Annotated in this window: 22 protein-coding genes; 9 read left to right on the forward strand and 13 right to left on the reverse strand. The window is 73.9% G+C overall.

All coding sequences use genetic code 11. The features are described from left to right. The first annotated feature begins 34 nt into the window (after window positions 1-34). Both ABD52_RS12015 and ABD52_RS12020 read left to right on the forward strand, forming a co-directional pair. Window positions 35-1,336 carry a hypothetical protein gene (locus ABD52_RS12015; RefSeq protein WP_235437446.1) on the forward strand — a complete coding sequence of 434 codons (1,302 nt, stop codon included), beginning with the start codon at window positions 35-37 and terminating at the stop codon, window positions 1,334-1,336. Window positions 1,337-1,370: 34 nt separating this feature from the next. Next, the gene (locus ABD52_RS12020; RefSeq protein WP_047891847.1) at window positions 1,371-2,255 is read left to right on the forward strand and encodes a hypothetical protein; all 885 of its coding nucleotides are present in this window, start codon (window positions 1,371-1,373) and stop codon (window positions 2,253-2,255) included. Between the two features lie 24 nt (window positions 2,256-2,279). Here the strand turns inward: ABD52_RS12020 and ABD52_RS12025 are convergent, their stop codons facing one another. The 9 genes from ABD52_RS12025 to ABD52_RS12065 form a co-directional block, all read right to left on the reverse strand. Further along, window positions 2,280-3,455, reverse strand: a complete 1,176-nt coding sequence (locus ABD52_RS12025) for a cellulose binding domain-containing protein (protein WP_047891848.1) — start codon at window positions 3,453-3,455, stop codon at window positions 2,280-2,282. 87 nt (window positions 3,456-3,542) lie between these two features. Then, complete coding sequence (locus tag ABD52_RS12030) at window positions 3,543-4,115, reverse strand: GNAT family N-acetyltransferase (protein ID WP_013284524.1); 573 nt, start codon at window positions 4,113-4,115, stop codon at window positions 3,543-3,545. A 49-nt stretch (window positions 4,116-4,164) separates the two neighbouring features. After that, on the reverse strand, window positions 4,165-4,590 hold the full coding sequence (gene arfB / locus ABD52_RS12035) for an alternative ribosome rescue aminoacyl-tRNA hydrolase ArfB (RefSeq protein ID WP_013284523.1): 426 nt from the start codon (window positions 4,588-4,590) through the stop codon (window positions 4,165-4,167). Between the two features lie 9 nt (window positions 4,591-4,599). Continuing rightward, the gene (locus tag ABD52_RS12040; RefSeq protein WP_013284522.1) at window positions 4,600-4,896 is read right to left on the reverse strand and encodes a hypothetical protein; all 297 of its coding nucleotides are present in this window, start codon (window positions 4,894-4,896) and stop codon (window positions 4,600-4,602) included. A 174-nt stretch (window positions 4,897-5,070) separates the two neighbouring features. Beyond that, window positions 5,071-5,931 carry a S1C family serine protease gene (locus ABD52_RS12045; RefSeq protein ID WP_047891849.1) on the reverse strand — a complete coding sequence of 287 codons (861 nt, stop codon included), beginning with the start codon at window positions 5,929-5,931 and terminating at the stop codon, window positions 5,071-5,073. Window positions 5,932-5,970: 39 nt separating this feature from the next. Then, entirely contained in the window at window positions 5,971-6,930 is a 960-nt protein-coding gene (locus ABD52_RS12050) for a VWA domain-containing protein (RefSeq protein WP_013284520.1), read from the reverse strand. Beyond that, window positions 6,927-7,943 carry a DUF58 domain-containing protein gene (locus tag ABD52_RS12055; protein ID WP_047891850.1) on the reverse strand — a complete coding sequence of 339 codons (1,017 nt, stop codon included), beginning with the start codon at window positions 7,941-7,943 and terminating at the stop codon, window positions 6,927-6,929. The genes ABD52_RS12050 and ABD52_RS12055 overlap by 4 nt, the downstream gene beginning before the upstream one ends. After that, window positions 7,940-8,989, reverse strand: a complete 1,050-nt coding sequence (locus ABD52_RS12060; RefSeq protein WP_013284518.1) for a MoxR family ATPase — start codon at window positions 8,987-8,989, stop codon at window positions 7,940-7,942. The genes ABD52_RS12055 and ABD52_RS12060 overlap by 4 nt, the downstream gene beginning before the upstream one ends. 192 nt (window positions 8,990-9,181) lie before the next feature. Next, window positions 9,182-9,703, reverse strand: coding sequence for a hypothetical protein (locus ABD52_RS12065; RefSeq protein WP_013284517.1), 522 nt, complete (start codon window positions 9,701-9,703; stop codon window positions 9,182-9,184). Between the two features lie 289 nt (window positions 9,704-9,992). Here ABD52_RS12065 and ABD52_RS12070 point away from each other — a divergent pair, with 289 nt between their 5' ends. Next, a complete protein-coding gene (locus ABD52_RS12070) occupies window positions 9,993-10,976 on the forward strand; it encodes an endonuclease/exonuclease/phosphatase family protein (RefSeq protein ID WP_047891864.1) in 984 nt (327 codons plus the stop codon). Window position 10,977: 1 nt separating this feature from the next. Here ABD52_RS12070 and cimA read toward each other — a convergent pair whose 3' ends face one another. Then, the gene (gene cimA, locus ABD52_RS12075) at window positions 10,978-12,576 is read right to left on the reverse strand and encodes a citramalate synthase (protein WP_013284515.1); all 1,599 of its coding nucleotides are present in this window, start codon (window positions 12,574-12,576) and stop codon (window positions 10,978-10,980) included. A gap of 315 nt (window positions 12,577-12,891) precedes the next feature. Here cimA and ABD52_RS12080 point away from each other — a divergent pair, with 315 nt between their 5' ends. The 4 genes from ABD52_RS12080 to ABD52_RS12095 all read left to right on the forward strand — a co-directional run bounded on the left by ABD52_RS12080 (window position 12,892) and on the right by ABD52_RS12095 (window position 15,435). Next, window positions 12,892-13,452, forward strand: coding sequence for a peroxiredoxin (locus ABD52_RS12080; RefSeq protein WP_013474324.1), 561 nt, complete (start codon window positions 12,892-12,894; stop codon window positions 13,450-13,452). Window positions 13,453-13,454: 2 nt separating this feature from the next. Beyond that, window positions 13,455-13,985, forward strand: a complete 531-nt coding sequence (locus ABD52_RS12085; protein ID WP_013284513.1) for a carboxymuconolactone decarboxylase family protein — start codon at window positions 13,455-13,457, stop codon at window positions 13,983-13,985. A 193-nt stretch (window positions 13,986-14,178) separates the two neighbouring features. After that, entirely contained in the window at window positions 14,179-14,643 is a 465-nt protein-coding gene (locus ABD52_RS12090) for a hypothetical protein (protein WP_013284512.1), read from the forward strand. A gap of 51 nt (window positions 14,644-14,694) precedes the next feature. Then, window positions 14,695-15,435, forward strand: a complete 741-nt coding sequence (locus ABD52_RS12095; protein ID WP_047891851.1) for a tyrosine-protein phosphatase — start codon at window positions 14,695-14,697, stop codon at window positions 15,433-15,435. A gap of 52 nt (window positions 15,436-15,487) precedes the next feature. Here the strand turns inward: ABD52_RS12095 and ABD52_RS12100 are convergent, their stop codons facing one another. After that, window positions 15,488-16,582: a branched-chain amino acid aminotransferase gene (locus ABD52_RS12100; protein ID WP_047891852.1), complete on the reverse strand. Its 1,095-nt coding sequence runs from the start codon at window positions 16,580-16,582 to the stop codon at window positions 15,488-15,490. Between the two features lie 188 nt (window positions 16,583-16,770). Next, window positions 16,771-17,802, reverse strand: a complete 1,032-nt coding sequence (locus ABD52_RS12105) for a 3-isopropylmalate dehydrogenase (RefSeq protein ID WP_013284509.1) — start codon at window positions 17,800-17,802, stop codon at window positions 16,771-16,773. 218 nt (window positions 17,803-18,020) lie between these two features. On the opposite strand from ABD52_RS12105, the gene ABD52_RS12110 reads away from it, so the two are divergent. Both ABD52_RS12110 and ABD52_RS12115 read left to right on the forward strand, forming a co-directional pair. Continuing rightward, on the forward strand, window positions 18,021-18,893 hold the full coding sequence (locus ABD52_RS12110; RefSeq protein WP_047891853.1) for an FAD:protein FMN transferase: 873 nt from the start codon (window positions 18,021-18,023) through the stop codon (window positions 18,891-18,893). 324 nt (window positions 18,894-19,217) lie between these two features. After that, complete coding sequence (locus tag ABD52_RS12115) at window positions 19,218-19,571, forward strand: hypothetical protein (RefSeq protein ID WP_030270079.1); 354 nt, start codon at window positions 19,218-19,220, stop codon at window positions 19,569-19,571. A gap of 60 nt (window positions 19,572-19,631) precedes the next feature. On the opposite strand, the gene serA is transcribed toward ABD52_RS12115, so the two are convergent. Continuing rightward, a complete protein-coding gene (gene serA / locus ABD52_RS12120; protein WP_013284506.1) occupies window positions 19,632-21,230 on the reverse strand; it encodes a phosphoglycerate dehydrogenase in 1,599 nt (532 codons plus the stop codon). Between the last annotated feature and the right edge of the window lie 210 nt (window positions 21,231-21,440).

Raw genomic sequence — 21,440 nt, forward strand, 5'->3', positions numbered from 1 at the left:
CACCGAGCGGCCCGGACCGGGGACCGACAGCGCGGTGTGCAGCGTGGTGGTGGGCGCGGCGGGCACCCCGGCGCCGGGTTACCGGATCGAGGTCCGCAACGCCGGCACGGCACCCGTCGACACCATGGTCCGGCAGGAACTGCCGAACGGGTCGCGGGCCACCACGGTGACCGGCGGTGGGCGGACCAGCCGTCCGGCCGGGATGAGCGCCGGTGAGGTGACCTGGCGGCTGCGGCTGCCGGCGAAGAGCACCACCACGCTGCACACCGCGCTGTCGGTCCCCGGTCCGGGCCGCTCGGTGACGGCACCCACCTGCGTCTACGGCTCGGACGGCACGCGCCCGTTCGACTGCGCCACGGCGACCTGGGTGGGCGCCGCGACGGCCCCGGCGGCGCAGGTCACCGCCGCCCCGGCCTGGCGGCGGCCGCCGGTGCTGCTCGCCGCGTTCACGGCGCTGCTGGTGGTCACCGCCGGTGTGGTGTGGTGGGCGGTGTGGCGCCGCCGCCGGCGCACCGCGGCGGGAAGCGCCGCACCCGGCGGCATGGCCCGCGGCGGGACGGGCGCCCCCGGAGGCGGGGCGACGCCCACCGGTACGCCCGCGGGCGGCACCATGCACACCGGCGCCCCCGGAAGCGGTATGCCCGGCGGAGCCGGACCGGGCCAGAGCGGACCGGGCCACGGCACGCCGGTACAAGGCGGACCGGGCCAAGGCGGGCCGGTCCCAAGCGCGACCGGTGGGCCGGCCGAGCGCGGCACGGTCTACCCGCGTACGGCCGTGCCGTCGCCCGCGAGCCGCCGCCGAAGGCCGCCGGTCTGGCTCGTGGTCGGCGTGGCGGCGGCCGTGCTGGCCGGTGTGGTGGGCACGGCGGCCTGGTCGGCCACGCAGCGGGTGGCCGCGATGGACACCACGAAGCAGCCGACGAGCGGCGCGTGGGTGGGCAGCAGCGTCACCGGCGCGCTGGGCCAGCCGCTGCGCGAGACCGCGTTCGAGTTCACCGTCTACCGGCTGAGCTGCGGCGCCGACGTCCTGCCACCGGCGCCCGGCGGCGGCCGGCCGTGCCTGGCCACGGTCGGGGTGCGCAACCTCACGACCGAGGACCAGACCTGGCACGGGCAGTTGCAGCGGGCGTACCTGCCCAGCGGCAACTGGGTGGCAGCCGACGAGGACGCGACCCGGGTGGCGAACCTCGGCCGGGACGTCTTCTCCCAGCCGGTGGCCGCCGGGCGGCGGGTGCTGCTGCCGCTGGTGTTCACCATGCGCGGCGACGAGCCGCCGAAACGGCTGGAGCTGCGCAGCGGCGTCTTCTCGGCGGGCGTGCGGGTGGACGTGGCGTGATCCGGGCACGGGCGGCGGTCGTACCCTGGGGTGTGTGACCGCCGCCCTCGCCCCCGCGCTCGACCTGGCCGACTGGCAGGCGCGCCGGCACGCCCACGAGGCGCGGGTGGACGCCTGGCTGACGCCGCACCTGGCCCGCCGCCGCACCGGGGTGAAGCACCCGGTCGAGGACTTCCTGTTCACGTACTACTCGCACCGCCCGGCGCAGTTGCGCCGCTGGCACCCGGGTGCGGGCGTGGTGCTGCGCGACGCCGACCCGGCCGGTTTCGGCCCGGACTACACGGCGGCCTCCGCCGGGCTCACTCTCGACACCGATCGGGTACACGCGCGGCGCGCCGAGTCGATCGCCTGGATCCGTACGCTGCTCGCCGCCACCGCCGGACGCCCCGCGCAGTTCGGGTGCTTCGGCATGCACGAGTGGGCGATGGTCTACCGGCAGACCCAGGATCAGGTACGGCACAACGCCTGGCCGCTGCGGCTGAGCCCGGCGGCCACGGCGGCTGTGGTCGAGGAGCGCGGCGTGCGGTGCAGCCACTTCGACGCGTTCCGGTTCTTCACCGCTCCGGCCCGGCCGCTGAACGTGCTCCAGCCGACCCGGGAGGGTCAGCACGCGCTGGAGCAGCCGGGCTGCCTGCACGCCAACATGGATCTCTACAAGTGGGCGTACAAGCTGTCGCCGCTGGTGCCGTCCGAGCTGGTGGCGGACTGCTTCGCGCTGGCCCGGGAGATCCGGGCGCTGGACATGCGGGCCAGCCCGTACGACCTGGCCGACCTGGGCTACCCGCCGGTGCGGGTGGAGACGCCGGAGGGCCGGGCCGAGTACGCCACCGCCCAGCGCGGGTTCGCCGAGCGGGCCGCCGGGCTGCGCGCCCGGCTGCTGGCCGCGCTGGACCGGGCCGTGCCGGCCGACCACCGCTGAGCGCGGGGCCGGCCGGCGCGGGGATCAGTTCGCGGCGCAGGTCACTGCCGGTGCCGGGCTCGGGACGGCACCGTCGGCCAGGAAACCGAACGTGGTCTGGGCGGCAGGGGCCAGGGCGCCGTTCCAGCTCGCGTTCCGGGCGGTCACTGTGGTTCCGCTCTGTGTCACGTCCGCGCTCCACGCCTGGCTGATCCGCTGGCCGGCGGAGAGCGGGAAGCGCACGGTCCAGCCGGCGATCGGCGCGGCGCCGCCGTTGCGGACCGTCACCTCCCCCTGGAAGCCGCCCGGCCACTGACCGGCGACCCGCCAGGTGGCGGTGCAGCCGCCGGCCGTGGGTGTCGGGCTGGCCGTGGGCGACGGGCTGGCCGTGGGCGACGGGCTGGCCGTGGGCGACGGGCTGGCCGTGGGCGACGGGCTGGTCGTGGGCGACGGCGTGGGGCTGACGGTCGGGGACGTGGTCGGGCCGGGCGTGGTGCGGCCCAGCGCGGCGACCAGCGCCGGGTACCACCTGTCGGACATCTTCTGGTCGCCTGCGGCGTTCGGGTGCACGCCGTCGTGCGTGTCGGTGGCGGTGCTGAACCCGGTCCACTGGTCGACCACCACGATCGGCGACGCGGCTGTGGTCTTCCCGGCCGCCCAGCCGTCGATCAGCGAGTTGAGCGCCACCGTCCGCTGGCCGCACTCGGGACAGCTCGCCGGGTTCATCGGGATGATCTTCGCGACCAGCACGGTCATGGCCGGGTTGGCGGCCCGCATCTGGTCCACCAGCTTCGAGTACGCGGCCAGGATCGTGGCGGGCGCGATGTTGCTCCACACGTCGTTGGTGCCGAAGTGCATGAGCACGACGTCCGGGCGGGTGGCGGACAGCCAGCCGGGCAGCAGGTTCTGGTTGGCCACGTTCGTCGCGAGGTAGCCGCCGTGCCCCTCGTTGTCGCCGTCGTACGGCACACCGCAGCCCTGCGGCCCGAGCGTGCCGACGAAGTCGACGTCGGTGTGGCCGGTGGACTGGAGGCGGTTCCAGAGCAGCGCCCGCCAGCAGCCGGGCGACCCGGTGATGGAGTCGCCCAGCGGCATGACGCGGACCGGGGTGGCCGCCGCGGCGGCCGGGGGTGTGGTGGCGGTGAGGGCGAGGCCGAGGGCGAGGACCGGTAGCAGCGCGGCGAGCGCGGTCAGCGCGGCGCGCAGGGGGTTACGGGACATGCGGAAGGGACTCCTGTCACTGTGACGTGGTGGTCGGTGACGGCCCTGAAGCTCCCGTACGCATTGAAGCGCTTCGACGCCTCCGACTCAACCCTCCGGGTGCCCCCGATGCCGGTTCCACTCCGGGGCGAGGATCGACATGACAGTGGCGTCCACCCAGTCGTCGCCGTCGCGCAGCACCTGCCGCAGCGTCCCCTCGGCGACGAAGCCCACCTTCTCGTAGGCGCGCCGGGCACGCGGGTTGAACGCGAACACCTCCAGGCCGATGCGGTGCAGGCCAAGTTGCTCGAAGCCGTACCCGACGATCAGCCGGACCGCCTCGGTGCCGAGGCCGCGGTCGCGGCCGCCGGGGCCGATCAGCGTGCGGAAGTTGCAGCTCGCGTTGGCCCGGTCCCACTCGTTGAGGACCACCTCGCCGACGCAGGTGCCGCTCGCCCGGTCCACCACCGCGAGGTCGAGCCGGTCGTCCTGGCTGTTGCGGGTGCCGTACCAGGCCCGCAGGCGGGACGGCTCGAACGCCTCGCCGGCCGGGCTGCCGGTCAGCCGGGCCACCTCCGGGTCGGCCAGGATCTCGGCGAGCGCCGGCAGGTCGTCGTCGTGGAACGGGCGCAGCACCACCCGCTCGCCGGTGAGCGTGGGCTTGACGGAGAAGTCGATCACGTGGCGGAATTCTCCGGGCGGCGCGCTCGGCGGCTCAACAGGTTTTCGGTCAGTCGCCGTCCACCCGGCGGTCGCGTTTGCGCTGCGACTGACGCTTCTTCTCGGCCAGGCGACGCTCCTTGGCGCCACGGGAGGGGCGGGTCGGCCGGCGCGTCTTCGGCGGCGGGGCGACGGCCTCGCGCAGCAGCGCGGCCATCCGCTCGCGGGCCGCCTCCCGGTTGGCCAGCTGGGCGCGGTGCTCGCTGGCGGTGACCGTCAGCACGCCACCGACCAGGCGGCCGGCGAGCCGGGCCAGCGCCCGTTCCCGCAGCGTCTCCGGCACGCTCGGCGAGCCGCCCAGGTCGAAGCTCAGCTCCACCCGGGAGTCGGTGGTGTTGACTCCCTGGCCGCCGGGCCCGGACGAGCGGGAGAACCGTTCCCGCAGCTCGGCGGCGGGCACCGTGAGCCGATCGGTGACCCGCAGTCCGTCGTCCACTCCCCGAGGCTAGCGCCCCGCGCGGTGACTCGGGGTGGGGGTGGCGCTCGGCGTGGGACCGGCCCGTTCCTCGCCGCCGCCGGACGCCGCGTACGCGGCCGCGCCGACGAGCAGCAGGGCGATCACCGCGAGCTTGACGACGACGCCCCGGATCGCGAGCCAGGCGTTGCGCCGGGCACCGGGGACGCTGGTCCGGATCGTCTGATAGTCGGTCCAGCCACGTTTCGCACGCGCGTAGGACGCGCCGACACCGGCGCCGATGATCAGGCCCACCACGAGGAGGGCCGCAATGACAGCTTGCTCCACCTCCGCCAGTATTCATACTCAGCGTAATATTTCTATGGCCCAATGATCCCACGCCGGATATCCGACACTTCGCACCGATCTTGCGACGCTTGTGCAGGTCAGCGCCGGGAGGGGCGGCAGGGCAACCCCGCGCGGGCGGCAGGCCGGGCCCGCGCGGGTGGCCGCGCAGACGACTCAGCCGCCCCGGCCGATGATGGTGTCGGCGGTCTGCTGGACCTGGTCGATCGGGATGGCGAAGCCGATACCGATGGAGCCGTTGCCGTCGATGGTGGCGATCGCCGTGTTCACGCCGACCACCTCACCGCGCGCGTTCACCAGCGGACCGCCGGAGTTGCCCGGGTTGATGGAGGCGTCGGTCTGCACCGCCGTGTGCCGGCCGTTGCCGATCCGTACCTGCCGGTTGAGCGCGCTGACGATGCCCGCGGTGACCGTCCCGGCGAGCCCGAGCGGCGACCCGACCGCGAGCACCGGCTCCCCCACTCTCGTCGAGTTCGCCTTTGCCAGCGGCAACGGCGGCAACCCGGCCGATGCGGGCACCTTCAGCACGGCCAGGTCGCTGGCCGGTTCCCGGCCCACCACCTCGGCCGGGAAGCGCCGCCCGTCCGACGTCTCCACAGTCACCGCGCCGGAACCGCCCCGGGCCAGGATGTGGTCGTTGGTGACGATGTGCTGCTCGTTGTCGATGGCGAACCCGGAGCCGGACGCGGACGCGCCGGAGCGGCCCCCGACCATCACCGACACCACCCCGGGCACCGTCTTGCCGGCGGCGGTGATCAGCTCCGCCGGCACCGGCGCGGCGGACGCCGCTGCCGGTCCCGGCGCGCCCCGGTCGGCCGCCCAGGTGCCGGCCGCCGCGCCGGAGACGGTGGAGAGCGCCACCACCGCCGCCACGCTCAGCAGCCGGTGCCGCAGGCTACGCCGCCCGGCCTCCGGCCCGCCCCCGGGTACGTCCCGGTAGCGGCGCCCGTCCGGGTCCAGCTCCGGCGAGACGAACCACGGTCCGCGTGGCTCGCCGAGTCCGGTCTGCACTGCCATGCCTGGCTCCTCACATGTCGTGCGGTAGTGGTGTGCGGGTCAGGGCAGCCGGGAGAACCACCGCAGCGAGCCGGCCGCGGCGCCCATCGCCAGGACCAGCCCGAGGCCGATGAAGCGGGCCGAGATGTCCTGCCGCTCGGTGCGGTAGCCGACCGAGGTGCCGATGTCCTCGTAGACGTCCTTCAGCTCGGCGGTGGTGGACGCCTCGTGGAAGCCCCCGCCGGTCTGCTCGGCGACCGCCCGCAGCGTCTGGCCGTCCACCGGCACCTGGATCGCCCGGCCACCCCTGTCGACCGAGCCGCCGGGCGTGCCGAAGGAGATGGTGTGCACCGGCACCTTCGCGGCGACCGCCTGGTCGGCGGCCTCCATCGGGTCCATGCCGGAGGTGTTCGCGCCGTCGGAGAGGATGATGATCCGGGCCGGCGGCGGATCCTTGGCGGCGGTGGCGTCCAGGCTCTTGACCGCGCCGAGCGAGGTGCTGATCGCCTCGCCGATGGCGGTGCCCTGCACGCCGGTGATGCCCTCGGCCAGCCGCCCGATCCCGTCGTGCAGCGCCTCCCGGTCGGTGCTCGGCGGCACCAGCACCGCCGCGCTGCCGGCGAACGCGACGAGGCCGACGTTGAACTCGTCCGGCAGCCCGTCGACGAACCGCCGGCCCGCCTCCTTGGCCGCGGTCAGCCGGTCCGGGTCCACGTCACCGGCGAGCATCGAGGTGGAGACGTCCACCGCGACCATCACCGTGGCCCGCTCCCGGGGCACCCGCACCTCCGCCTCGGGCCGGGCGAACCCGACCACGAGCAGCGCCAGCATGGCGAGGAACAGGCCGGCCGGGACGTGCCGCCGCCAGGCCGGCCGGCGCGGGGCGACCCGGTCGAGCAGGCGCAGGTTGGTGAAGCGCACCGCGTACCGGCTCTGCCGCCGTTGCAGCACCAGGTAGCCGGCGACCAGCGCGACGACGGCGAGCAGCAGCCAGAGGCGGGCGGGTGACTGCCAGGTCATGCGACACCTCCGCGGGCCGCGGCCGGCACGGTGGCCAGCCGGCGCTGCTCGTGCACGTACCGGACGACGTCCGCGCACCAGTCCCGGTCGGTGCGCAGCGCCAGGTGGGTCGCGCCGGCCCGGCGCAGCGTGCGGCGTACCTGGTCGCGCTGCTCGGCGGCGGCACGCGCGTACCGCTCGCGCAGGCCCGGGTCACCGGTCCACACCTCGCGGTGCCGGCCGCTCTCCGGGTCGACGAGCGTGACCAGGCCGACGTCCGGCAGTTCCAGCTCGCGCGGGTCGGTCACCTCGACGGCGAGCACCTGGTGCCGTACCGCGAGGCGGCGCAGCGCGGCGGCCCACGGCGGCGGCGCCGCGTCCGGGTCGTCGGGCAGCTCGTCGAGGAAGTCGGAGACGATCACCACGAGCCCGCGCCGGGTGGCGACGCGCTGAAGGCCGTCCAGCCCGTCGGCCAGGCCCGGCGCCGCGTCCGTCCGGCCCGCGCCGGCCGCGCCCGCGCCGCCGGAGTCCGGCAGGTCGCCGGTACGCGGAGCGCCGAGCAGCGCGCGGAGCAGCCCGAGCAGATGGGTACGCCCGCTGCGGGCCGGGAACCGGCGCAACCCGCGTGGGCTGAGCACCTGGGCGCCGAGCCGGTTGCCGACTCCGGCGGTGAGGAAGCCGATCGCCGCCACTGCGGCCACCGCCAGTTCCCGTTTGTCCAGCGTGGACGTCCCGTACTCCATGCTGGGGCTGGCGTCGACGAGCAGCCAGGTGGTCAGTTCCCGGTCCGCGTCGACCTCCCGGACGTGCGGGACGGTGGTCCGGGCGGTGACCGCCCAGTCCATCCGGCGTACCTCGTCCTCGCCGGGGCGGTACTCGCGGCTGCCTGCCGCCTCGCTGCCCGGTCCGGGGAGCAGGCCGCGGTACCGGCCGTGCAGCAGCCCGTCGAGCCGCCGGGTCACCGTCAGCTCCAGCCGGCGCAGCCGCTGGTCCGGGGCGAGATCGGCGAGCCCGGGTCCGGCCTCGCCGGTCATGCCGCCGCCAGGTCGTTCACCGTCTCGGTGGGCCCGTTCACCAGCCGGGGCGGCGGCACCGCCTCGATCACGCGGCGCACCACGTCCTCGCCGGAGATCCCGTCGGCGATCGCGTCGAAGGAGAGCACGAGCCGGTGCGCCAGCACGTCCACCGCGAGTTCCCGGATGTCCTCGGGGAGCACGTAGTCCCGGCCGTGGATGAGCGCCTGGGCGCGGGCGGCGGCCACCAGGCCGAGCGTGGCCCGGGGGCTGGCCCCGTACGCCAGCAGGGGCGCGACGTCGGGCAGGCCGAAGCGCTCCGGGTCGCGGGTGGCGAGGATGAGGCGGACCACGTACTCGGCGAGCGCGTGGTGGACGAAGACGTCGGTGGCGCGGCGCTGGAGTTCGCGCAGCCGGACCGGGTCGAGCACGGTACGCGCGGTGGGCCGGTCGGTGCTCATCCGGTAGAGGATGGCCAGCTCGTCGGCGTCGCTCGGGTAGTCGACCACCACCTTCATCAGGAAGCGGTCGCGCTGCGCCTCCGGGAGCTGGTAGACACCCTCGGACTCGATCGGGTTCTGGGTGGCCAGGACCAGGAACGGGTCCGGCACCGGCCAGCTCCGGCCGGCGATGGAGACCTGCCGCTCGGCCATCGCCTCGAGCAGCGCCGACTGCACCTTGGCCGGGGCCCGGTTGATCTCGTCGGCGAGCACCAGGTTCGCCATGATCGGCCCCAGCTCCACGTCGAACTGTTCGGTGGAGGCGCGGTAGATGCGCGTGCCGACGATGTCGGAGGGGACCAGGTCGGGGGTGAACTGGATCCGGGAGAACGTGCCACCGACCACTGTGGCGAGTGTCTGCGCCGCCAGCGTCTTGGCCACCCCCGGTACGCCCTCCAGCAGGCAGTGCCCGTCGGCGATCAGGGCGGTGAGCAGGCGGTCGACGAGCCGATCCTGCCCGACGATCACGCGTTTGACCTCGACGAGGGTCTGTTCCAGCTCGACGCCGCTCGCGTCGGCGTCGACCGGGCTGAGCACGCTGGCCGGGGTGTCCGAGATGTCCGTCACGGTGCTTGCTTCCCGGGCCGGACCGGCGACAAACGTCGGATTATCGGCCCCTGGGCGGTGGTCGGCGGGCCGGACCGGCAGCTTCTCCCCAGCCGGGCGGGAACGACACGAAGCGGCGCGGCACCGGCCGGAGGGGCACGGAACACGACACCGGCCCCCGCCGGAGCGGGGGCCGGTGCGGGGCCGGACGGATCAGTTGGCGATGACCAGGTGGAACGGCCGGTCCGAGGCGCTGCCGGAGGAGCTGCGCGTCTGCACGAAGACGGCGTTCGGGGTGAGCGTGCGGGGCGCGACCGACACCTCACCGGCCGGCGGCACGTTCGCCGTGTCGTTCGTGCCGATGGTCGCCACGTACGCCTTGGCGGACACGTTGTAGTCCAGCAGCACCTGGTACTGCCCCGGCGACACCCCGATGCCCGGGGTGAACCGGAACGAGGACACCACGTTGCCGGAGTGCTGCAACAGCGTGCCGTTGGCCGCCACGACGGCCCAGGCGACCTGGCCGGCGGCCGGCGGGGCCAGGGTGGCCCGCATCGCGGTCCGGGCGGCCTGCCGCTCGACGGCGGTCACCGGCGGCTGCGCCGTGGAGTGCCGCGGGCCGGGCTGCGGCTTCGCCTCCGGCTGGGCGGCAGCGGCGATCCCGCCACCGGCCAGGCTGAGCGACAGCGCGGCAAGCGCCACCACCGTCGCCTTCCGCTTGAAGAATGTGGCCATGAGTTCTCCCTTTGTAGACCGTGGTGATACGGCGACTGCGCGCGTCAAATTGCGGATCATCGGGTATCCGCTCGGGAGCGCACCGCTCGTGAGCTGGCCTTACTACAGAGAGTCGCGACGTCTCAACCAGGTGGAACCTAGCACCGGAAAATGTGGGCGGTCAATAGCGTTATTGCGTGTCCGACCGATCGGCAAAGATGGCCGCAAAATTGCGAGGAACAATTCACGAAATTGTTTCGGAGGGCATCGCGCCGACCCGGCTCCGGGTAGCCTCACCGTCGTGATCACCATGCCGCGACCAGCCCGGGCCGGCACCCGGGGCGGCCGCCTGGCCACCGCCGCATGCTGGCTCGCCGTCGCACCGGTCGCCGCGTGGGCGCTGGTACGCCTGACCGGGCTGGAACACGGTCCGCTGGTGCAGGCGGTCGCGTTCACGCCGTACGCCGCCGCCGTGGCCCCGGTCGTGGCGGTGGCGGCACTCGCCCTGCGGCGCCGCACCCCGGCGGTGGTCGCGGTCCTGGCCGCGCTGGCGCTGATCGGCGCGGTGGCGCCCCGTGCGGTCCCCGGCGACCGGCCCGCCGCCGACGGGCCGACGCTGCGGCTGCTCACCGCCAACCTGCGCCTCGGCTCGGCCGACCCGGCGGCGCTCGTGGACCTGGTCCGGACTCGGCGGGTCGACGTCCTCACGGTGCAGGAGCTCACCCCGCCGCTGGCTGCCGAGCTGGACCGGCTCGGCCTGGCCGAGCTGTTGCCGCACCGGTCGCTGACCCCCGAGGTCGGCTCGACCGGCTCCGGCGTGTACGCCCGGCACCCGCTGCGCGACACCGGTCACCGGCGCAACAAGGGCTTCTTCTTCACCCAGGCGTACGCCACGGTGACGCTGCCCGGGGCGCCACCGGTGCGGGTGGAGTCGGCGCACCCGGCCGCGCCGTACGCCCCGCACGTGGTGCCGGACTGGTGGACCGACCAGCGCGCCCAGCCGCCTGCCACCCCGGACGGCGGGCTGAGCGTGCTGGCCGGCGATTTCAACGCCACGCTCGACCACGCGGCGCTGCGGGACCTGATCGCCACCGGCTACACCGACGCGGCGGACGCGGCCGGGGCGGGGTTCGGCGGCACCTGGGGCCCGTACGACGGCGACCCGATCCCGCCGGTCACCATCGACCACGTACTCGTCGACAGGCGCATCGCGGTGCGCGCCGCCCGCACCTACCCGGTGCCGGGCAGCGACCACCGCGCGCTGCTGGCCGAGCTGCGTCTGCCGGCCGGGTGAGTCAGGCCGCGCTCCCGCCCGGCACCCGGGCCCGGTCCAGGCCGTAGGTGAGCGCGTCGACCAGGGCGTGCCAGCTCGCCTCGACCACGTTCGGGTGCACGCCCACTGTGGTCCAGTCGCGGCCGGCGCCGGCCGTCTCCACGAGTACGCGCGTGACAGCGCCGGTGCCGTGGCTGCCCTCCAGGATGCGCACCTTGTAGTCGGCCAGCTCGAACTCGCGCAGCTCCGGGTAGTGCCGGGCCAGGCCGACCCGCAGCGCCTCGTCCAGCGCGTTGACCGGGCCGTTGCCCTCGGCGGTGGCGATCACCCGCTCGCCGCGTACCCGGATCTTCACCGTCGCCTCGGAGACCACCGCGCCGTCCTCGCGGTGCTCGACGATCACCCGGTACGACTCCAGCGCGAACGGCCGGGCCGGCGCGGCATCCGGCAGCTCGGAGCGGACCAGCAGCTCGAACGAGGCGTCGGCGGCCTCGAACGACCAGCCGTCGGCCTCCAGCTCCTTGACCCGCCCGGTGACCCGGGACAGGGCGTCCGGATGGCCGGCCAGGTCCAGACCGAGCTCGCGGCTCTTGAGCTCGATGCTGGCCCGGCCGGCCATCTCGGTCACCAGGATCCGCATGTCGTTGCCCACCACAGCGGGTTCCACGTGGTTGTAGAGCAACGGGTCGACCTTGATCGCGCTCGCGTGCAGCCCCGCCTTGTGAGCGAAGGCGGCGGCCCCGACGTAGGCCTGGTGGGTGTCGGGGGCGATGTTGGCGATCTCGGAGATGGCGTGCGAGACCCGCACCATCTGTTCCAGGCAGCCCTCCGGTAGGACGGGCATGCCCAGCTTGAGCTGGAGGTTCGCGACGATCGCGAAGATGTCGGCGTTGCCGGGGCGCTCGCCGTACCCGTTGGCGGTGCCCTGCACGTGCCGGACGCCCGCCTCGACAGCGGCGATGGTGTTGGCGACAGCGCAGGCGGTGTCGTTCTGCGCGTGCATGCCGAGCCGTTCCGGCGCGATGCCGGTCCGCGCCACCAGTTGCTCGACCACGGCGGTGACCTGGGAGGGCAGCATGCCTCCGTTGGTGTCGCAGAGCACGAACCGCTCGGCGCCGGCGGCCAGCGCGGTCTCCGCCACGGCGGCGGTGTAGCCCGGGTCGAACCGGAACCCGTCGAAGCAGTGCTCCCCGTCGACGAAGACGCGCCGCCCCTGCGCCACCAGGTACGACACGGTGTCGCGGATCATGGCGAGGTTCTCCTCGGCGGTGGTGCGCAGCGCGCGCTCCACGTGCCGCAGGTCCGCCTTGGCGACCAGGGCCACGGCCGGGGTCCGGGCGTCGAGCAGGCCGCGCACCTGCGGGTCGTCCTCGACCGCGAGGCCGGCCTTGCGGGTGGCCCCGAAGGCGACCAGGATCGCGTGCCGCAGCTCCAGCTCGGTGCGGGCGCGGCGGAAGAACTCGGTGTCCTTCGGCACCGCGCCCGGCCAGCCGCCCTCGATGAAGCCGACTCCGAGGTCGTCCAGCAGGCGGGCCACCGCCAGCTTGTCGACCACCGAGTACGTGAGCCCTTCGCGCTGCGCGCCGTCGCGCAGCGTCGTGTCGTACACCTGGAACGTCATCGGAGTCCTCTTCTCGTGCCCTGGGGAGCAAACAAAAAGACCCCCCGCGGATGCGGGAGGTCTGCGCGCTCGGCGGGGGAAGGGCCGGCGCGCTAGCTGCTAATGATCAGGACGAAGCTGGTCACGACCCGTACTCTGCCACCCCGGCCCCGGCTTTGGGAGGCGAAACCCATATTCCGGGACGATCGCGCGTGCGGTGATCGTCTTCACACCCGGCCACCGCCCGCCACGAGCACAAACGGGACTACGGAAGAATCTTGAACTGATCCAGTTACTGGCCCGGCCACCCCGCCCGGCCACGTTCAAGGAGGACCCGTGCTCACTGTCGGTGACCACTTCCCCGAGTACGAACTCACCGCCTGCGTGTCGCTCGACGCCGACAAGGCGTTCGAGACGATCAACCACAAGTCCCACGAGGGCCAGTGGCGCGTCGTGTTCTTCTGGCCGAAGGACTTCACCTTCGTCTGCCCCACCGAGATCGCCGAGTTCGGTCGCCTCAACGGCGAGTTCGCCGACCGCGACGCCCAGGTGCTCGGCGTCTCCGTCGACAACGAGTTCGTCCACTACGCCTGGCGCAAGGACCACCCGGACCTGCGCGAGCTGCCCTTCCCGATGCTCAGCGACATCAAGCGTGAGCTGACCTCCGCCTGCGGCGTGCTCGGCGCCGACGGTGTCGCGCAGCGGGCCACCTTCATCGTGGACCCGAACAACGAGATCCAGTTCGTCATGGTGACCGCCGGTTCGGTCGGCCGCAACGTCTCCGAGGTGCTGCGGGTGCTCGACGCCCTTCAGACCGACGAGCTGTGCCCGTGCAACTGGAACTCCGGCGGCGCGACGCTCGACGCCAAGGCGCTCCTCGCCGGCGCCGGGGCCTGACCATGGGCCTGGACGCGATCAAGGCGGGCCTGCCCGAGTACGCCAAGGACATCCGGCTCAACCTCGGCTCCACCATCACCACCTCGACGCTGAAGCCGGAGCAGGCGTGGGGCACCGCCCTGGCCTGCGCGGTGGCGGCCCGCAACCCGGTGGTGCTGCGGGAGATCGCCGCCGAGGCGGCCGGTCACCTCACGCCCGAGGCGGTCGAGGCGGCCAAGGGCGCGGCGGCGGTCATGGCGATGAACAACGTCTACTACCGGGCCAAGCACCTGATCGGCGACGAGCAGTACGCGTCGCTGCCGGCCCGGCTGCGAATGCAGATCATCGCCCGCCCCGGTGTGGAGAAGACCGACTTCGAGCTGTGGTGCCTCGCCGTCTCGGCGATCACCGGCTGCGGCGTCTGCCTGGAGTCGCACGAGAAGACGCTGCGCGCGGCCGGGTTCAGCCGTGAGCAGGTGCACGAGGGGCTGCGGATCGCCGCCGTCGTACACGCCGCCGCGGTGACCCTGGACGCGGAGGCCGCACTGGCCTGATCGACCGGCCCGCACGTGCCCGACCGGCACCGCACGGGCCGACGACCCGAGGGGCCGGCGTCACCACCGTGGCGCCGGCCCCTCGGCGTCGGCGGGCCGGCCGCCGGCGGGTTGGTGCCCGGACAGGGTGGGTAACCCTCCCGACTGACGACGGCGCCGCGACGGCCGCGGCCCTGGGGACGGGAGGCGGCACATGGACGGACTGGACCCGCGCGCCACGCACGGCGGCACCGAGCCGATCCTCGACGACGGCCGGGGCACGGTCGCCGGGGGCGCCCCGGCGGGCGCCTTCGACCCGTGGCGCTACCGCGACGAGGCGGGTGTGGCGAGCGCCGACCTGACCGGCTACAAGGTCGAGGCCACCGACGGCGCCATCGGCAAGATCGACCGGGCGAGCCACGAGGTGGACGACAGCTACCTGGTCGTGGACACCGGGCCGTGGATCTTCGGCAAGAAGGTGATGCTCCCGGCCGGGACCGTGAACCACGTCGACCACGACGCCCGCACCGTGCACGTCGACCGGGAGAAGGACCAGATCAAGGCCGCCCCGGAGTACGACGAGTCCAGCCACGCCGAACCGGGCTACCGGGACCGGCTGGGCGGCTACTACGGCGAGAACCACTCGGCGCTGCCGCCGGACGTGCCGCCGCGCGCCTGACATCCCGGCGACGGCCGGCGGGGACGGACGAACGCCCCGCCGGCCGTTACCGTGTCGGATGTGGACGCCCCGCAGAGCCCCTTCCCCGCCCTGTTCAACTTCCGCGACGTCGGCGGATACGCCGCTCGGGACGGGCGCACGGTCCGCCGCGGCCGGCTCTACCGCTCCGACTCGCTGCACCGCATCGACGAGACCGACCGGAGCGCGTTCACCGCGCTCGGCATCCGTACCGTCATCGACCTGCGCCGGCCGTCCGAGGTGGAACGCGACGGGCGGGTGCCCGACTACGACGGGCTGACCTACCGGCACATCCACCCCGAGCACGCCGACTGGGGTGCGAACCGGTTCGACGCCTCCGGCGTCAGCCTGGCCCGCTACCTGGCCGACCGGTACGCCGACCTGGCGCGTACCGGAACCGCCGGGCTCGCCGAGGCGGTCGGGCTGATCGCGGACAGCGCCAACGCCCCGGTGGTGGTGCACTGCGTCGCCGGCAAGGACCGCACCGGCATCGTCTGCGCGCTCACGCTGGCAGTGCTCGGGGTGCCCGACGAGGACGTGGTAGCCGACTACGCGCTCAGCACCGCCGCGTCGCAGCGCTTCACCGCCTGGGTCCGGGCCACGCTGCCGGACGCGGAGGAACCGCCGCCGCCGTTCCTGGAATCGCCGGCCGAGGCGATGGAGCTGTTCCTCGCCGAACTGCGCACCGGCTACGGGTCCGTCGAGGGCTACCTGACCCACGCCGGCGTCACCGGGGCGCAGGTGGAGTCCCTCCGCACCCATCTCCTGGACTGACACTGCCTCGCGGTGATCGAGGAGCGAACCCCTCGATCACCGCGAAGCGCCGTCAGAGGACCCGGGTGACCCAGCCGTACGGGTCGGCGGCACGCCCGCGCTGGATGTCGACGAGCTTCTGCCGCAGCGCCATCGTGGCCCGGCCCGGCTCGCCGCCGCCGATGAGGAACTCGCCGTCGGGGAAGCGCACGCCGCCGATCGGGGTGATCACGGCGGCGGTGCCGCAGGCGAAGACCTCGCGCAGCCGCCCGCTCGCCGCGTCGGCCCGCCAGTCGTCGAAGGCGACCGGCGCCTCCCGCACCTCGTGCCCGGCCTCGGCGGCCAGCCTGAGGATCGCGTCGCGGGTGATGCCCGGCAGGATCGTGCCGCCCAGCGGCGGGGTGACGATACTGCCGTCGTCGTAGACGAAGAAGACGTTCATGCCGCCCAGCTCGTCGACGTACCGCCGCTCGACCGCGTCCAGGAACACCACCTGGTCGCAGCCCGCCTCGATCGCCTCGGCCTGGGCCGCCAGCGAGGCGGCGTAGTTGCCGCCGCACTTGGCCGCGCCGGTGCCGCCGGGCGCGGCCCGGGTGTAGTCCGGCGAGACCCACACCGTCACCGGCTTCACGCCACCGGCGAAGTACGCGCCGGCCGGCGAGGCGATCACGCAGTAGAGGTATTCGTTGGCCGGGCGCACACCGAGGAAGACCTCGCTGGCGAACATGAACGGACGCAGGTAGAGGCTGGCGTCCTCGTGCTCCGGAATCCACGCCTGGTCGACCTCGACCAGCCGGCGCAGCGACTCCACGAACGTCGCCTCCGGCAGCTCCGGCATGGCCAGCCGGCGCGCCGACGCGGCGAACCGGGCCGCGTTGGCCTCGGGACGGAACATCGTCACCGCGTCACCCGTGCGGTACGCCTTCAGCCCTTCGAAGATCTCCTGCGCGTAGTGCAGCACCGCCGCGGCCGGGTCCATCGGGATCGGCGCGCGCGCCTCCAGGCGGGCGTCGTACCAGCCCTTGCCCTCGGCGTAGCGGATGGTGACCATGTGATCGGTGAAGACCCGGCCGAAGCCCGGGTTCGCCAGCAGGGCGGCCCGGTCGGCGGCGGATACCGGCGCGGGATTCGGACGGATCTCGAAATCGAGCATGTCACCACCGCTCATCGCGCTGACCTCCCTGCGGGTTCACGGCATGCGGGATCGCACGCCGACGTCACTGGTGCCAGAAACTTACCCCGAACGGTCGTTCAGCGGATAGCTCCGCCCCGGCGGATGCGACGCGCCGGACGGTCGGGTGGGCCCGGTGACGGGTCTGGCGGCCCGGTACCGGGCCGCCAGCAGGGTCGGCCCGGTCAGGCTACGGCGTACGCGGCGAGCCGGTCGCCGACCTCCTCGGTGCGCAGCGGCGTCCCCGGCGTACGCCCGGCCAGCTCGGTGCCGACCGCGGCGGTGACCCGGGCGGCGGCGTCGGCGTGGCCGAGCTGGTCCAGCAGCAGCGCGGCGGACAGCACCGCGGCGACCGGGTCGGCGACGCCCTGGCCGGCGATGTCCGGCGCCGAGCCGTGCACCGGCTCGAACATCGACGGGTAGCGCCCCTCGGGATTGATGCAGCCGCTGGCCGCGAGCCCGATGCCACCGGTCACGGCGGCGGCGATGTCGGTGAGGATGTCGCCGAACAGGTTGTCGGTGACCACCACGTCGTACCGGGACGGGTTCGTCACCAGGAACATCGCTGCGGCGTCGATGTGCTGGTATTCCGTGGTCACGTCCGGGTGCTCGGCGGCCACCGCGGCGAAGGCGCGCGCCCAGAGCGACCCGGCGTGGGTGAGCACGTTCGTCTTGTGCACGAGCGTGACCTTGCGCCGCTCCCGGCGGCCGGCGCGGGCGAACGCGTCGCGGATCACCCGCTCGACGCCGTGCCGGGTGTTCAGGCTCTCCTCGGTGGCCACCTCGGCCGGGGTGTCCCGGTGCAGCGCGCCGCCGGCGCCCGCGTACAGCCCCTCGGTGCCCTCGCGGACCACCACGAGGTCGACCTCGCCGGGCTTGACCGCCGCGAGCGGACCGGCCACGCCGGGCCAGAGCCGGGACGGGCGCAGGTTGACGTACTGGTCGAAGGCGAACCGGAGCTTCAGCAACAGACCGCGCTCCAGCACACCCGGCGGCACGGTCGGGTCGCCCACCGCGCCCAGCAGGATGGCGTCGTGACCGGCCAGCTCGTCGAGGACGGAGTCGGGCAGCACCTCGCCGGTGCGGTGATAGCGCGCCGCGCCCAGGTCGTACTCGGTGGCCTCGATCCCGGGCACCACCGCGTCGAGGACCTTGCGGGCCTGCGCGACCACCTCGGGTCCGATGCCGTCGCCGGCCACCACCGCGATGTGTGCCACCTGGCGCTCCTCGTCTCGTCGTTAGGCGCAACCGTACGTCGCCGTCCCGGCCCCCGGTACGAATCTTCCATCATCCGGGACGGCGAATCACAGGAGGCTCCCAGCCGACATTCATGGTGCGGTCATCTCCACTGCTTAGGGTCGAGTTCGCGGGTCGACGGGGGCCCGGAATCCGGCACCGCCGCGACGTAGCGGCGACCACCGAGGGGGCAGGTGTCATGCGGATCGAGCACCGGCGGGCCCACTGGGCGGACGAGCAGCCACGTACCCGCTGGGTCGACCAGTCCGCGTTCCGCCCGACCCGCCCGGACCTGCACCTGGGCGCCACGAACCACCGCGTCGAGCGGTCCGGTGCCTCCGCGTCCGGCCGGATCAGCGTCCGCCACACCGTCACCACCTCGACCGCCGACTACACCATGCTCCTCAACGCGCCGGAGTGGTTCGGCCACCGGGCGGTCAGCGAGGCGCTGCGCGACGCCGTCGCCGAGCTGCGCGCCGTCGACCTCACCTACGGCCCGAACCGGCCGGACAGCCTCGTCTCCCGGCTGCGCCGCGACGAGATCAGTCCCGACTCGTACCCCCCGCTGGCCGACCTGATCGACCTCTGCGCCGCGATGCGGGCGGCGACCGACGGCTGGTTCGACGCCTGGGCCGTGCCGGGCGGCTTCGACCCGGGCGGCCTGCTCGGCGGCTGGGCGGTGGAGCGGGCCGCGGCGCGGTTGCGCGCCGCCGGCATCCACGACTACGCCGTGCTCAGCGGCGCCGACCTGACGGTACGCGGACACGCCGCCCACGGCGGCCCGTGGCGTGTCGCCGTGCACCACCCCACCGACACCCGCCGGACACCTGTCGTGCTGGAGATGACGACGGGCGCGGTCGGCACCTCGGGCGTCACCGGCCGGCGCGGGCACGTCATCGACCCGCACACCGGCGAGCCGACCGACCGGCTCGTGGCCGCCACCGTGCTCGGCCCGAACCTCGCAGTCGCCGACGCCTACGCCACCGCCCTGTACGCCGCCGGACCGGCCGGGCTGGCCTGGTTCCGTCACGACACGGACTACCGCCCGCTGTTCGCGCACCACCGGCGCTGAGTCGCCGTCGGCCCGCACGACACCGGCCGGGAGCGCGATCGGCCCCCACGGTCTCGGCAACGACCGTGAGGGCCGGTCAGCGACGAGTGCGCGTGGCTCGCGCAATCGAGGGGTGCGGGCCGAGGGGCCGGGCGCCCGACCGCGCCACCCGAAGACGGGCCGGGGATCGACTCAGCGGAAACCGCATCGGTACGCTAGCGAATCGACGCAACTCGACGCAAGAGTCTCCACAGCGGACGCCGGGTGAATGATGTCGGCAATCAGCGGTGAACGCACGGTGGGGCAGAGGTGACGGGCCGGGCCCGGGATGGCACGCTGTCCGCCGTGAGTTTCGATCTGAGCGTGTGGGCCCTGCCGAACGGGGCGACACCGGAGCAGGTGCGGGCGGCCGTGCAGCAGTGCCGCGAGGGCCGCCACGGCGAGCAGCACCCCGACCCGCGACTCGTCGCCTTCTACCGGGCGATCACGGCGAGCTATCCGGACCGCCCGGCCCGGCCCGGTACGCCGTGGGAGGCGCCGCTGCACACGGCGGCCGACCACATCGAGATGAACCTGAACCCGGCCTGCCCCGATCAGGTCCTGCTGGACGTCGAGCGGCTGGCCGGCGAGCACGACCTGATGCTCTTCGACGCGCAGGACGGCTCGGTCTACCCGCCACCGGCCCGCGTCCGTTCCTGACCCACCGGGACGACGAAGGGCCCGGCCGATCCGGCCGGGCCCCGATGTGTCCTGTCCGGACTACACGTCGCGCAGGTCGGCCGCGCTGGCCGCGACCGCGCCGATCGAGTCGGCGGCGGAGGTGAGCAGGTCGGCGCCGAGCGCCTGGTCGACGGTCAGCGTCATCAGCGTCTCGCCACCGGCCTCGCGGCGGGCCACCTGCATGGCCGCGATGTTGACGCCGGCCTCGCCGAGCAGCGTGCCGACGGTGCCGACCACGCCGGGCCGGTCCGCGTAGCGCAGGAAGACCAGGATGCCCTCCGCGCCGATCTCCACGTCGAAACCGTCCACCTCGGTCAGCTTGAACACGTCGCGGGTGCCGGTGTGCGCCACGGTGCCGGAGACGCGGACGGTACGCCCGTCCGGCAGCGCCCCGCGCACGGTCACCAGGTTCGGGTGGTCGACGGTCTCGCCCGGCGTGGCCAGCGTGACCTCGACGCCCCGCTCGGCGGCCAGATGCGGCGCGTTGACGTAGGTGACCTGCTCCTCCACCACGGAGCTGAACAGCCCCTTGGTCGCGGCGAGCTTGAGCACCGACACGTCGTGGGCGGCGATCTCGCCGCGCACCTCGACGGTGACGCTGGCGGCCACCCCGCCGGCCAGGGCGGTGAACGCCCGGCCCAGCCGCTCGGCCAGCGGCAGCAGCGGGCGGACGTCCTCGGCGACCACGCCGCCGGCCTGCACGTTCACCGCGTCCGGGACGAACTCGCCCTGGAGCGCGAGCTTGACGCTCTTGGCCACCGCGAGACCGGCCTTGTCCTGCGCCTCGTTGGTGGAGGCGCCCAGGTGTGGGGTGGCCACCACGTTGTCGAAGGCGAACAGCGGCGAGGAGGTGCACGGCTCCTTGGCGTACACGTCGACACCGGCGCCGGCGACCCGGCCCTCCGCGATCGCGTCGGCGAGCGCCTGCTCGTCGACCAGGCCGCCGCGGGCGGCGTTGACGATCCGGACGCCCGGCTTGACGATCGCCAGTTCCTTCTCGCCGATCAGACCGACCGTCTCCGGCGTCTTGGGCAGGTGGATCGAGATGAAGTCGCTCTCCCGCAGCAGCTCCTCCAGCCCGACCAGGCGGACGCCGAGCTGCGCGGCGCGGGCCGGCTGGATGTACGGGTCGTACGCGATCAGCCGGGTGCCGAACGCGGCGATGCGAGACGCGAAGAGCACGCCGATGCGGCCGAGGCCGACCACGCCCACGGTCTTGCCCTGGATCTCGACGCCGGTGTACTTGGACCGCTTCCACTCCCCCGCCTTGAGCGCGGCACTGGCGCTGGCGGTGTTGCGGGCGACCGCGAGCAGCAGCGCGACGGCCTGCTCGGCGGCGGAGACGATGTTCGAGGTGGGCGCGTTGACGACCATGACGCCCCGGGCGGTGGCGGCCGGCACCTCGACGTTGTCCAGGCCGACGCCGGCCCGGGCGACCACCTTCAGCCGCGGCGCGGCGGCGATCGCCTCGGCGTCGATCTGGGTGGCGCTGCGTACGATCACCGCGTCGGCCTCGGAGAGGGCGGAGAGCAGAGCGGGGCGGTCGGTGCCGTCCACGTGGCGCACGTCGAAGTCGTGCGCGAGCACCTCGATGGCGGCGGGGGCGAGTTCTTCGGCGATCAGTACGACAGGATTCATCGGTCCTCGTAGACGCTCGGTAATGGTTCGGCCTGGGGCGCCGGGACGCCGCGCTGCGCCCTGCGCCGATCCGTGCCACGGCCGTCGGGTGCGCTCGGGCACCACACCAAGGAATGGTAGGTGCCTGCCCGCTCTCCGGGTCGCGGACTACGGGGTGAGCGCCCTCACACAGGTCCGTCGCACGCCTGTCATCCCCCGTTCACCCGGGGG

Origin of the sequence: Micromonospora sp. RV43, assembly GCF_001029515.1 — a bacterium.
In the GTDB taxonomy this organism is placed as follows: Bacteria; Actinomycetota; Actinomycetes; order Mycobacteriales; family Micromonosporaceae; genus Micromonospora; species Micromonospora aurantiaca.